The following is an 11,913-nucleotide window of genomic DNA, read 5'->3' as shown; positions in this document are numbered from 1 at the left end:
CCTTCTCTGACGCGGGTTTCTTCTTTCCGGTCTGGCCTTTCGCGGCAAAGGGCAAAGGAGCAACGACGAAGTGAGGGCATAAAGGGGCGACGACAAAAAGTTTTTGCGGCCCCTGGCGAAAAGTTTTTGGCGGCGTGCACTTCACCCCTTTCTGCCTGAACCGGCGGTGCTACGACCAGCCCTCCGCGCAAGGGCTGGCCGGAATGCAGGGAAGCGTCAGAAGGGACCTTTCAGACCGCCCCGCGGGCTGGCCTTAAAGGCCCGGCGGGGTTTTGCCGGGACGGTGAAAGCGACGGCGAAGCCGGCAGCAGCCGTTGACCTCAGCCATCAGACCCTAGCCGTCAGGCACGGAGCGCGGTCCTTCGCGTTCCGGCGGAGCTTACCGGCTTTGCCGGTTAGCGCAGTAGGGCTCGACGACCCGGCTTGCCGGGGAGCCGAAGGGGGCCATGTTGTTGCTGCTGTTGTTGTTGCTGTTGCTGTTGCTGTTGCTGTTGCTGTTTAAGCATATTTTTATGCGGCGGGAAGTCAGAACTGACTGGAGAAAAATAGAAGCTGAACCGGGTCGGGAGATTATGGCCATACGCATCCGGGCGGAGAGGACCGGTGCGCCAGCACCGGTTTCCCCGGCCCGCAGGGCGGCGGTGTTGCTGTTCCGGGCTCGCAGAAAGCACAAAGCAAAACCGCGCCAGGCGGCGCGGTGTACGGTTATCTTTCGCAGGGTTACTTACCGGGCCGATTCTGTGCGTAAGCGGCCAGCACGCCCGGATGCAGGTGCACGCCGGAAACGTCTGTGGTTGCACGCGCTTTGTGCAGGTCGCAGGCGGCCTGCATGGATAACCAGAGGCGCGCCGCAATACCCATTCCCGCCTCAAGTCGCACCGCCATTTCCGGGCTGACCGGTGCTTTTCCGCTGGCGACTTTACCCAGCGCCGAAGCGGATACGCCCAGCGCCTTCGCCAGCGCGCGCAGCCCTATGTTGTTATCTTCGATGTATTCGGTGATCAGGCCGCCCGGATGCGGGGGAGTAAACATCGTCATCAGGCATCTCCTCGCGGTAAAAGTGCAGCGGTATGCTCTTTAAAGCTGCGCCAGCGTCTGCAGGGTTTCCGGGTTCTGCTGCACCATGCGGATCAGCAGTACGGCCTGAGCGTTCGGCTTAGCCCTGCCCTGCTCCCAGTTCTGATAGGTGGTCTCGCCCGTGTGCAGATAGTGCGCGAAAACGGCCTGTGACAGGTTAAGTTTTTCGCGCACGTCGCGCAGCTCCTGCGGCGCGATGGTGACGGGCTCGCGCTTGCTGACCTTGTAAGTCTTGAGCGTAATTTTTCCGTCCTGGTGATCTTTCAGCTCCTGCATGCCGGTCATCAGCTCACTGAAAATGTCGCGTTCAGTCATGTCTCAGCCCCTTTTTAATTACGTTCAGCGCCGCCGCCAGGGCGTCGCGCTGCTGTTTGGTCAGATCGTCACGCTGATCTTTATCGTAGATGGTAAACAGGATGAACTGGCCTTTTTCGTTGGTCCAGTAATAGATAACCCTGATCCCGCCACGGGTGCCCTTGTTTCGTCGCTCGTCCCGGAACCGGACTTTACGTAACCCGCCCGTGTCCGGGATCAGATCACCTTTTTCCGGGTCGGCCAGCAGCATGCTCTGAAACAGCCTGAACTGGTCATCATTCAGATAGTCGGCCCGGTATTTCTCAAAGGTAGAAAGCTCAATAAATAACGCGTGCATGGTTAGTCCCTATCCCCAACTAGAGGATATTATATCCCCATGTTGGGGATAGTGCAATATTCATCAGTCACCTGTTTCTGATAAGACTGCGCCGTCAGCTTGTTTGGCACCAGCCAGCGGTTCATGCCCTTCTGCGCGCTGTCCATGTGCAGCGATCGCAGGTGAATTTCTCCCGCCACTTCGCAGGCAACGTCTCCGGCATACGGCTGCAGGGTTTCCAGGCCGTTCAGCGACGGAAAGCGCCGCGCCCACGCGGCGATCATGTTCTTCATATCGTTTTCCGGCACGCTGTCACACCAGGCGGCGAACCAGCCGCGCAGCGTCTCCGGCGTGCGGAAAGCCAGCTCAGTTTCAGCCTGCCGGATGCGGTTCTCCAGCTGGCGTTCCTGATAATCGGCCACCTGCCGTTCCCGCCGCGTAGCGTGGCTGACGGACTTATCTGCAGCATGTTTTACACGTTCTGCCCGGCGGAAAACGGCCTCCGGAAACAGCGTCGTGGCCAGCTCGCCCGGCAGCGGCAGCGGGCACACCTCGCCCGCCGTGCTGAGGAAAGTATCCAGCGCCCCTTCCCATTCGGGCAGCGGCGCGCGCTTTTCGCGCGGGCGCAGGTAAATGCCCCGGATGCGGTTCAGTGCCTGGATGCTGACGCGACTCCTGCCGCTCAGCTGCTTCATAAACGCGGCGGCGTAGGGATGGCGGGCCAGCCGCGTCCCCCGCTGCTGCGCGTGCTCAACCGCCGCGATGGCCTGCAGGGCGGCCTGACGTTCCGGCAGCAGGGTCACCAGAGAGTGTGAATTCGGGATCATGCGGCGTGCCCTCCCATCCGAAGCGCGGCGACCAGCTCACCGGCACCGGTGAAGCCCGCCCGCGTGTACTCTGCGATTTTTTCAAGCGTGGTGCGAAGCGTTGCAGGTTCAAAATGATAGCCAGCGCTCAGCGGGACGCGTGACCGGGTGCGCGCATCCGTCAGCACCGCGCACCAAACCGGCGAATCGGCCGACGGGCTGACCAGCTCGACGGCAAGCCCGGCGGCATCGGCGAGGGTCAGCCGCAGGTGTACGGGATAGGCTCCGCCCCATTCGCCCCGCATCTCGCAGTCTGTGCGCCAGCTGTCCGGCAGCTGCAGCGCGTTCAGTACGGCACCGCTCAGGCGCTGGCGAAACGCTTCGCCCCGGTTGCGGTAGGCTTCAAAATCGCAGCCGGTGAAGGCCTGCAGGGTGTTAAGCGTGAATTTTTCTTCCTGGGTCATGATGTTCTGCTCTGTCTCGGAGTTCAGTTTCCCGGCCCGTTTAGCGGGCCGGTGCGGTGTCCGGCAGGGTCACCCCTGCCAGCCGGGCCGGGTTTATTCCGGCTTGTAGGCCATGAGGCGCACCACACGCACCCCGGTTCCCGCAAACATGCCCTCCATCGGCGCGGACCAGCTGCAGTCCCAGCCCGGCAGCAGGTTTTTGCGGTCGCTGCCTGCGGGCAGGATGGCCGCCAGTCGTCCGCCGTTCTTCACCAGCGCCGCCGCCGCGTTCATGTGCGCCACGGCGCGGCCTTCACTAAACGGCGGATTCATCACGACAACATCAAACCGCTGATCGGTCACCGGTGCCCACGCCAGAAAATCGGCTTCGATCACGTTGTGGCCTTTGGCCTCCAGTACGCGGCAGTGCAGCGGCGAAATTTCCACGCAGGTGGTCTGCGCCTTCGGCATCAGGTCGGCCAGCCCTCCCATGCCCGCGCTCGGCTCCAGGCAGGTTTCCCCCTCGCGGATGTCCGCCTCATCGAGCAGCTGCGCGGCGAGTTCGCCCGTGGTCGGGTAAAACTGGTGCGTTTTCTGCTCCGGCAGCGCGCCGGAAAGCTGGATATCTTCCAGCGCCGTGGTCGGGTCGTAATCGAATTCAAACCAGGTAAAAGCGTTAATGTTCATTTTTACGCCGCCCAGGCTCAGCAGCACTTTTTCAGCTTCCGCGCGCGCCGCCGGGTTCTCATCCGAATAGCCCTTAAAGCGGCGGTTAAAAGGGTTTGTCGTCACGGGCGGGCGCGGCTCTTCCCGGCGGTTGCGCTGCTCTGGCTCGGTGCGCTCTGTCTGGAGGTTACCGAGCACGCTCAGTACGGAAAACGGCAGGAGGTTTGTGTGCAGCTCAAAGGTTTTCGCCTTCGTGCGCGGCTTCTGGCGGTGCTCCGCCGGGATGGCAGCCGGGTGCAGGAAGGCCAGAATGTCATTCAGGCGCCAGGCCATATCCGGGTGAATTTCAAGATGAATGGTGCCTTTCAGGAAGGCTTTGACGCGCAGCGCGCCACCGTCGATGGCAACCCACTCGCCCGAACGGGCGCGCGCGATGTTCAGAATTTTGTTGGTGGTGTTCAGGCCGGTCGCGTCGCGCCCCATAAACTTCGCGATCACCTTGCGCAGGTCGTCCACGTAGCCGGTGCGGTCGTAGTTGCAGTGTCCCCACTGATCGAACATGCATTCAATAATCATGCGCTTGCTGAAGCCTTCCGGGCGGTTGGTCACGTGGCTGCGCGACAGGCTGCGGAAAATGCCGTCAACGCGCTCGGAGAAAAATTTCTGACGTGAGAAAAGCAGCTCGGTGAGCGTGGCACGCACCGCGTTCTCTTCAAAATCAGGCGCTTTCATCTCATGGATCTGATTGTTCCACTCATTGCGGCGATCGTTGGGCATGTACTCGTAAACGTCGGTCAGGCTCAGCGCCTGCTGCCAGAAATCGGCATTCAGTGACGCCAGCGCGCCGGGCAGGTCAAACAGCTTCGACACGGGCGGCACGTGGTAGCCCCGGCTGCCGTGAAGGTTGCCTCTCAGAAAGTGCCCCACGGCCTCATGATTGTCACCGCCGCGGATAGAGACCGACAGGTCATTCAGCTTCGTGCGCAGGAAGTTATAACGACCCAGCAGGCTATCAATCAGATCGGTTTCAACGGGCGCAAAAAAGGTCTCTGAAATGACTTCCCCGGCGGCGTTGATCGGGGCGCGGTCGGCGGTCGCATCAGGGATGACGTTTACGAGTGTGTTTTGCATGGCATAGCTCCTTAAATCCGGCTGAGTGGGTGCAGCAGGCGCTGCGGACCCGAAAAAGACCTTCTCTGACGCGGGTTTCTTCTTTCCGGTCTGGCCTTTCGCGGCAAAGGGCAAAGGAGCAACGACGAAGTGAGGGCATAAAGGGGCGACGACAAAAAGTTTTTGCGGCCCCTGGCGAAAAGTTTTTGGCGGCGTGCACTTCACCCCTTTCTGCCTGAACCGGCGGTGCTACGACCAGCCCTCCGCGCAAGGGCTGGCCGGAATGCAGGGAAGCGTCAGAAGGGACCTTTCAGACCGCTACGCGGGCTGGCCTTGAAGTCCCGGCGGGGGTTTGCCGGGACGGTGAAAGCGACGGCGAAGCCGGCAGCAGCCTTTGACCTCAGCCATCAGACCCTAGCCGTCAGGCACGGAGCGCGGCCCTTCGCGTTCCGGCGGAGCTTGCCGGCTTCGCCGGTTAGCGGAGTGGGGCTCGACGACCCGGCTTGCCGGGGAGCCGAAGGGGGGCAGGATTCGGATTTGGCTTTGGCTTTGGCTTTGGCTTTGGCTTTGGCTTTGGCTTTGGCTTTGGGCTGCATAAAACTAAAAAAAATCGCCATGTCTGGGCTGTTTTCGATGAAAAATGGCTTTTCCCCGCATAAAACTGCCATATTTTGTCTGCACAACTCAGAGCCATACAGGCGCGGAAGCGGGCGCCGGAGGCGCCTCCTCCCGCCGGTCGCCGAAGGCGACAGGAAGGTTTTCGGCCGGAAAGGGGCGCCGGGCTTCCCTGCCCTGCACCGGCTTATCTTTCCAGTGCCGCGATAACCGTTCTGATGGCCTCATGTTCCTCTGGCCAGAGGCGAACCGCTGTTCCCTCTCCGCCCTGTGCATCCTCAAGCCGCATATAATCGCCCGCCACGCGCAGCACCTGTGCCAGCGCGCGGGCGGACACGGTGACTTCCCGCGCCTGCGCCTCGTCCTCGCGCAGGTTTGTCAGCATGTCCCGTACCTCGTCCCGCCCGATGCCATAGCGGCGGTGGTCGCCATCCTCTGCGATGAACTCCAGCACCCTGCCCGCCTCTTTTTCTGTGATATCCATGCATTCCGCGCTGTCCATCACGTCTTCCAGCGTCCAGACCAGGACAGCCACCGGGCTTTCTTCACCGAACGACGCCATCAGGTGGGCACACACTTCTTTAACGTTACCGTGCATCATGTTTTTTCTCCTGTTAACGGGGCGGCCCGTGCCGCCCCGTGGGTTAATCAGTCCAGCGCGGCAAAAATCGCGGCGGCTTCCGGGTGGGCAAAGGCGTAGTCGGTCAGCTGGCGGTGGCGGCGGCAGTAAAGCGCGCACAGCTCCGTGTCATCGTGGCGGTCATACATCCAGCTGCGGTGGTTCAGCACCAGTGAGGTGATCACGATGCCCGCCGCCTCGCTGCTCAGGCGCACATCGCTGTAATTTTCCGGGTTAACGAAACGCCAGGTTTCCTCCGCTGCGGGCTTCATGAAGCCACCGCCGGACGGCAGTTGCGCGAAGTCCCACACGCCGCCGTCGTAGTCCGCAAGGTAACGATCGGCGTACAGGTACACGTTGTTTTCGGCGCGCATGAAATCGTCGCCGAACAGCGCGGGCAGGAAACGCAGGCGCACGTAGCCGTCAAGGACGCGCGCGGACTCAAAAGCAGGGGTGGCAGTATTCATCAGAAATCTCCGCAGTCAGGGTGGTTAACAGTTCCGGCCTGTGCCGTGACTGAATGACAGCCCGGCGAAAAGCGGAGTGTTCAGGAGCGGTGACGAGGCCGCAGCGCAAGCGAACGGAGGCGGGATTACGGACGGCGCAGACGCGAAGCATGAGCGGAGGCGCGACGGAAGTAAGCGCGCCGGAGAGAGTGCGAACGGGGGAGGAGACGAGCTTGCGCCTCTTGAACACGCAGCGGCCGGGCTAAAGTGAAGTCACGGCACCGGCCGCAGACCGCACGGTTTTTATTCCCCCGCCGCAGGCGGCATCAATGAGGCGCGCAGCAACATCCATATTGTCTTGTCCACATCCGGGGTGCATATCCGCCCCGGAACCCTGTGGATAAAACTGGCCCTGCCGTGCGCCGGCAGGGGTGCAGAGCGGTGTTCGTTTTTTAATCAGTCACGCCCTCAGGTGTTTCTGTATCACGGCCGCGCGGCGGTACAGTTCAACCAGGTCGTTATCGATCCCCTCAATCAGCAGGCCGGCCATGCGCTGCTCGCGGCTGGCGCCCTGCCAGAGGTGGCGCGCAATCATGTCGCGCAGGCGCAGATGAAATTCGTACAGCGACTCTTCCAGGTCGGCCACGTCGGCCGCCAGGGTATCGTTATCAGGGTGCATAGTGTGATCGTTCATCGTGTTCTCTCCGTTCATCAGGCCGCGCGGGCGTCGCGGTGGGCATACAGGCGGCGCAGGCCGGCCGCGTGGTACTGTTCCATCAGCTCGATACCAATCCAGCGGCGGCCGCACGCCTGGGCGGCCACGCAGGTCGAGCCGGAACCTGCAAACGGGTCCAGAACAATGGCGCCGGGCTGTGTGAAGGTCTCAATCAGCGGCCGCAGGGCGCTGACCGGCTTTTCGGTCGGGTGATGGCGGTTGCCGGTGTACTCCCACGGCATCACATCCGGCAGCGGCTTTGCCGGCAGCGCCGGGCGCCCTTTGGCCAGCACGTAGGCGCTTTCGTGCTGGTAGCCGACGAAGGCCGATTTTGAGGCGTAAGGCTTGGTGAATACGATGTGGCCCACCACGCGGAACCCGGCCGCTTTCCATGCTTGCATAAAAATGTCTATCCGGTTCCAGCCGTAGAAGCTCACCGCCAGGCTGTTGTCTTTCAGCACCCGGAACATTTCATCGCTCGCCGGCTGCACCCACTCGCTGTTCACGTCGTTGGCAATCGATCGGCCGGAACGGTCCTTAAAGCCGACGAGGTACGGCGGGTCCGTCAGAATGAAATCAATGCTCTTATCCGGAAAGCCGCCCATAACCTGTACGCTGTCGCCGTGCATGAATCGAGACATAGTGATGCTCCTGTGTATGAAGGGGGCACCGGTAGTGGTGCCGTGACCTCCACACAGACGGGCGAACAGCAGAGCAAACAGGGGCGGATGCGCAAGCCGCACGCGCCGCCGGAGCGGACTGAATGTCCCGCGCACGGCGGGGAACGGGTGAGCAGTCCGGCGACAGCTTACCTTGTTTGCGAGGCCGCCCGGCTACCGTGAGGGCACGGCACTTTACGCCCGCCGTTTTCCGGCCGCAGGACGGAAGACGGCATGAAGGCGGAGCGCAGCGACAACCTTTTTCATTCCTGCAGTGATGCCGCCGTGACCGGCGACATCAGAGGATCTGCAGCTGCATACCGGGCAGCGCTATGCCCCTCCCTTCTCCAGCAAGACAGCATCGATGGCCATCTCCAGATGCCACCAGTTAAATCCCTCGTTTGCATCATGATGGTCTTCGGCATACTCCATGGCCGCCGCAATCTCCTGCGGCGTCAGGGAGGGTTTAATGGACAGAAAATCTTCTGCCAGCCAGAAGGTGCCGCAGCACAGCTCGTCATCGCCGACTGCGGCCAGCCGCGCCCTGAATTCCCGTACGGTCATTGCTCTCATCGCTTATCCGGCGGGTCGCCCCGCCGCCTCCGGTTCAGCCGCCGTAGCTGGCCACGTTATCGATAATCCACTCCGGGCCGGTCACGTCCCGGTACCCGTCCTCATCCGCTTCCTCGCTCCATTCCAGCGTCTCACAGCGCTCATCCAGCTGAAGGCCGCCTGAGTAAGTCGCCCATCCGCAGTAGTCGCAGCCGGCTTCGGCATACCAGTGCTCAGCGGTGACGCCGTAACGGGCGGTCAGGGCGCACATTACCTCCGGCGAAGGCGGCGACCAGGGCGTATCAAAATCGGCGTTAAATACTGTTTCGCCGGAATACGACAGGTTAAGGTCGTGCGCGTGTGGCCACTTCGTGCCGCAGCGGTCGACGGTGTCCGTAAATCCGTCCGGGACGCCTTCAAGCAGGCAGCCGTTATAGCCGTTGATTTCAGCATCGAGGCGCGGCGGGATCAGCTGCAGCATGTCGAACGGCAGGGTTCTGAGGGGAAGCGCCTCTTCAAGGCAGAGTCCGTCCCATTTGTCAGTCACTGCCTGCCCGCTGATCGTCCAGTGCCAGTCACCCTTCTTTTTCTCCCACAGCGCGCTAATCGCCGTCCGCTGCTCTCCGGTCAGGGACGCCCACGTCATGCGCTGCAGGCCGCTGGCCAGCCACAATGCGTGCAGCCGTTCGCAGGTCTCCGGCGTCAGCTCCGCGCCGCTGCGCAGCAGTTCCAGCCACTGCGTAAACGCGCGGTTTTCCGGCGTATCGCTGCCCGCCGTCACGGTCAGTGCCGGATAGGGCGCATATTCCGTTGCGACCGTCGGGCGCAGCAGCCCGGCGCAGCCCGCCAGAAAAAGCTGGATCCCCTCCCCCGCAGCCCGCACGTATCCGGGCGCGCCAGCGCCCCCTTCCATCAGCGCCTTCACCTTAGATACTTCCTCTACCGGGCCTGTGACCCGCAGCCTGTTGGCACACCAGTTCGGCATGTCGACTCCTCCGTTAAGGGTTGCACGGTGCCATCTGCACCGTGCCGCCACGGAAGCCGGGCAAACAGCTGAGCAAACAGGGGCGACAACGGAAGCCGCACGCGCCGCCGGAGCGGACTGAATGTCCCGCGCACGGCGGGGAACGGGTGAGTATGTCGGCGCAGCTTCCCTTGTTGGCGAGGCCGCCCGGCTAAGGTGAAGGCACGGTGCAGTTTTGAAAGATGAAGCCCTGCAGGGGGGTGAGGCAACAGCCGGCGTCAGGCGAAGCGAAGACGCCGTTAAAAAACGGAGCGCAGCGACATCTGCCTTAATAGGAAGGAATATTTCCGCACATTAATCTCGAAAAAAAGTGCAGTTTCTGCACTTTTATAGCAGTACAATGTCCATCATTTCAGATAAAGAGAACGCTCATGACGGGATGGCAGCTGAGACTCTGGCGCAAGGGGCTGATGTGGAGCCGTGAAAGGGCCGCTACAGAGCTGGGCGTCAGCCTGCGCACTTACAAGGACTACGAAAACGCCGAAACTGTGAAGCGGGCGGTGGCCATGGCCACCGTCACCCTGTCGCTTATCAACATCATGCCGGCGCTGCAGTCCGATCAGCTGAGCAAGGATCTTCTCATGAAGATGCTCCGGGAAATGACCGGGGACGCGGCCGCAAAATAAAAACGGACGGCTTTCATACAGATGAGCGGTACATATGCGGATTACCCGCCGGTGCGGCTTGTAAGTTAAATCCGCCTCATTAATACTGTATGTATAAACAGTATTTAAGAGGAGGATTTATGCGCACAAATATGATGATTCAGCCGCGCCCGGCCGGGGGCGGTGCAGTATGAAACACGCCACCTATGCTCAGGGCCTGTCGCCGTTCTGGCCCCCAGTTAAAACGCCGCGGGTCCGCATCCCCCTTTTTGCAGAGCCGTGCGCGGCCGGCTTCCCCTCCCCCGCCGCCGACTACGTTGAAAAAGAGCTGGACCTGAACGAGCTCTGCATCCGCCGGCGCGCCTCCACGTTCTTCGTGCGCGCCAGCGGCAGCAGCATGGAGGGCCTTGGACTGTATGACGGCGACGTCATGGTGGTTGACCGGGCCGAGGAGGCGTCGCACGGGGATATCGTGATCGCCGAGGTGGAGGGTGAATTTACGGTCAAGCGGCTGCAGCTGCAGCCCCGCCTCGCGCTGCTGCCGATGAATCCGGCTTATCCGGTGATTTATCCGGAGGAACTGCAGCTGCTCGGCGTGGTCACCTGGTGGTTTAACAGCACGCGCGCGCGCCGGAGGTAACCATGCCCATGTTTGGCCTGGCAGACGTGAACTCATTTTACGCCAGCTGTGAGGCGCTGTTTCGTCCGGACCTGCGCGGTAAGCCCGTCGTGGTGCTGTCGAATAACGACGGCTGCGTGATCGCACGCAGCGCCGGCGCCAAAAAGCTCGGCATTAAAATGGGCGCGCCGTGGTTCCAGATTAAAACGCAGGACTTTGCGGAGCGCGTGCATGTCTTCAGCAGTAATTACGAGCTATATCATAGCCTTAGCACGAGAGTAATGACGGCACTGGAGCAAATGACACCCCGCGTCGAGCAGTACAGCATCGATGAGATGTTCCTCGATCTGACCGGCATCGATGGCTGCGAGGACTTTGAGCACTTTGGCCGGCGCCTGCGCGCGCACGTGCTGGCCACCACGGGTCTGACCGTGGGCGTCGGCATGGGACCGACTAAAACCCTGGCGAAATCCGCGCAGTGGGCCAGCAAGGAGTGGAAGCAGTTCCGCGGCGTGCTGGCGCTCACGCCGGGCAATCCGAAACGCACCGAAACGCTGCTGGCCAATCAGCCCGTGGAGGAGGTCTGGGGCGTGGGCCGGCGCATCGGAAAAAGGCTGAACGTCATGGGCATCACCAACGCCCTGCAGCTGGCGCGCGCGCACCCTGCCCTCATCCGCAAAGACTTTAACGTGGTGCTGGAGAGAACCGTGCGCGAACTGAACGGCGAATCCTGTATTCCGATAGAGGAACTGCCTCCGGCCAAACAGCAGATTTGCTGCTCCAGGTCCTTCGGCGAGCGCATCACCTCAAAGGTGGCCATGCAGCAGGCGCTGTGCCAGTACGCCACGCGCGCGGCAGAGAAACTTCGCGGTGAACGGCAGTTCTGCCGGCGCATCAGTGTCTTCATCCGGACGTCACCGCACGCCGTGAACGAAGTCTTCTATGGCAACACTGCCGGTGAGAAACTCCCACTGCCCACACAGGACACGCGCGACATCATTGAGGTGGCCATGCGGAGCCTGGACCGTATCTGGCTTGATGACCGGCGCTATATGAAGGCCGGCATTATGCTCGATGACTTCACCCCCAACGGGGTCAGCCAGCTCAGCCTCTTTGACGATGCGCAGCCCCGGGCCAACAGTGCTCAGCTCATGAAGGTGCTCGATGGCATTAACCAGTCCGGGCTGGGCAACGTGTGGTTTGCAGGTCAGGGAATAAGTACCGAATGGAAAATGAAGCGTGAGATGCTTTCACCTGCGTGGACTACCCGATGGGATGACATCCCTGTTGCACACGTAAGGTAAAAAAGATCTTTATCGAATATTT

Annotated in this window: 15 protein-coding genes; 3 read left to right on the top strand and 12 right to left on the bottom strand. The window is 61.5% G+C overall.

Annotation, left to right across the window (positions count from 1 at the left end; translation table 11 throughout):
• Nucleotides 1-720: 720 nt before the first annotated feature.
• The 12 genes from QMZ65_RS23385 to QMZ65_RS23330 form a co-directional block, all read right to left on the bottom strand.
• On the bottom strand, nt 721-1,038 hold the full coding sequence (locus QMZ65_RS23385) for a HigA family addiction module antitoxin (RefSeq protein ID WP_283216845.1): 318 nt from the start codon (nt 1,036-1,038) through the stop codon (nt 721-723).
• 39 nt (nt 1,039-1,077) lie between these two features.
• Nucleotides 1,078-1,392 (bottom strand): helix-turn-helix domain-containing protein, encoded by a 315-nt coding sequence (locus QMZ65_RS23380; protein ID WP_045834423.1) that lies wholly within the window; start codon nt 1,390-1,392, stop codon nt 1,078-1,080.
• Nucleotides 1,385-1,729, bottom strand: a complete 345-nt coding sequence (locus QMZ65_RS23375; RefSeq protein WP_278708904.1) for a toxin — start codon at nt 1,727-1,729, stop codon at nt 1,385-1,387. Before QMZ65_RS23375 ends, QMZ65_RS23380 begins: the two co-directional genes overlap by 8 nt.
• 29 nt (nt 1,730-1,758) lie before the next feature.
• On the bottom strand, nt 1,759-2,535 hold the full coding sequence (locus QMZ65_RS23370; protein ID WP_283216844.1) for a plasmid SOS inhibition protein A: 777 nt from the start codon (nt 2,533-2,535) through the stop codon (nt 1,759-1,761).
• Nucleotides 2,532-2,978: a conjugation system SOS inhibitor PsiB family protein gene (locus QMZ65_RS23365; protein ID WP_283216843.1), complete on the bottom strand. Its 447-nt coding sequence runs from the start codon at nt 2,976-2,978 to the stop codon at nt 2,532-2,534. Before QMZ65_RS23365 ends, QMZ65_RS23370 begins: the two co-directional genes overlap by 4 nt.
• 93 nt (nt 2,979-3,071) lie before the next feature.
• Nucleotides 3,072-4,754, bottom strand: coding sequence for a DUF4942 domain-containing protein (locus tag QMZ65_RS23360; protein WP_283216842.1), 1,683 nt, complete (start codon nt 4,752-4,754; stop codon nt 3,072-3,074).
• Between the two features lie 781 nt (nt 4,755-5,535).
• Nucleotides 5,536-5,949: a hypothetical protein gene (locus tag QMZ65_RS23355; RefSeq protein ID WP_283216841.1), complete on the bottom strand. Its 414-nt coding sequence runs from the start codon at nt 5,947-5,949 to the stop codon at nt 5,536-5,538.
• A gap of 47 nt (nt 5,950-5,996) precedes the next feature.
• Nucleotides 5,997-6,434, bottom strand: a complete 438-nt coding sequence (locus QMZ65_RS23350; RefSeq protein ID WP_283216840.1) for an antirestriction protein — start codon at nt 6,432-6,434, stop codon at nt 5,997-5,999.
• Nucleotides 6,435-6,873: 439 nt separating this feature from the next.
• The gene (locus QMZ65_RS23345; RefSeq protein ID WP_283216839.1) at nt 6,874-7,107 is read right to left on the bottom strand and encodes a YubE family protein; all 234 of its coding nucleotides are present in this window, start codon (nt 7,105-7,107) and stop codon (nt 6,874-6,876) included.
• Between the two features lie 17 nt (nt 7,108-7,124).
• A complete protein-coding gene (locus tag QMZ65_RS23340; protein WP_283216838.1) occupies nt 7,125-7,769 on the bottom strand; it encodes a DNA methyltransferase in 645 nt (214 codons plus the stop codon).
• Nucleotides 7,770-8,117: 348 nt separating this feature from the next.
• Nucleotides 8,118-8,351, bottom strand: a complete 234-nt coding sequence (locus tag QMZ65_RS23335) for a hypothetical protein (protein ID WP_283216837.1) — start codon at nt 8,349-8,351, stop codon at nt 8,118-8,120.
• A gap of 43 nt (nt 8,352-8,394) precedes the next feature.
• Entirely contained in the window at nt 8,395-9,324 is a 930-nt protein-coding gene (locus QMZ65_RS23330) for a DUF1281 domain-containing protein (RefSeq protein ID WP_283216836.1), read from the bottom strand.
• A gap of 410 nt (nt 9,325-9,734) precedes the next feature.
• On the opposite strand from QMZ65_RS23330, the gene QMZ65_RS23325 reads away from it, so the two are divergent.
• The 3 genes from QMZ65_RS23325 (at nt 9,735) to umuC (ending at nt 11,891) form a co-directional block, all read left to right on the top strand.
• The gene (locus tag QMZ65_RS23325; RefSeq protein ID WP_241798756.1) at nt 9,735-9,989 is read left to right on the top strand and encodes a helix-turn-helix domain-containing protein; all 255 of its coding nucleotides are present in this window, start codon (nt 9,735-9,737) and stop codon (nt 9,987-9,989) included.
• 169 nt (nt 9,990-10,158) lie between these two features.
• Complete coding sequence (gene umuD / locus QMZ65_RS23320; RefSeq protein ID WP_241798757.1) at nt 10,159-10,608, top strand: translesion error-prone DNA polymerase V autoproteolytic subunit; 450 nt, start codon at nt 10,159-10,161, stop codon at nt 10,606-10,608.
• An 8-nt stretch (nt 10,609-10,616) separates the two neighbouring features.
• Nucleotides 10,617-11,891: a translesion error-prone DNA polymerase V subunit UmuC gene (umuC, locus tag QMZ65_RS23315; RefSeq protein WP_283216847.1), complete on the top strand. Its 1,275-nt coding sequence runs from the start codon at nt 10,617-10,619 to the stop codon at nt 11,889-11,891.
• Nucleotides 11,892-11,913 lie beyond the last annotated feature (22 nt).

Source organism: Pantoea sp. EABMAA-21, from assembly GCF_030053335.1.
Classification (GTDB): domain Bacteria; phylum Pseudomonadota; class Gammaproteobacteria; order Enterobacterales; family Enterobacteriaceae; genus Pantoea; species Pantoea communis.
The sequence above is the reverse complement of the archived record's forward strand: the minus strand, read 5'-3'. Positions and strand labels throughout refer to the sequence as shown.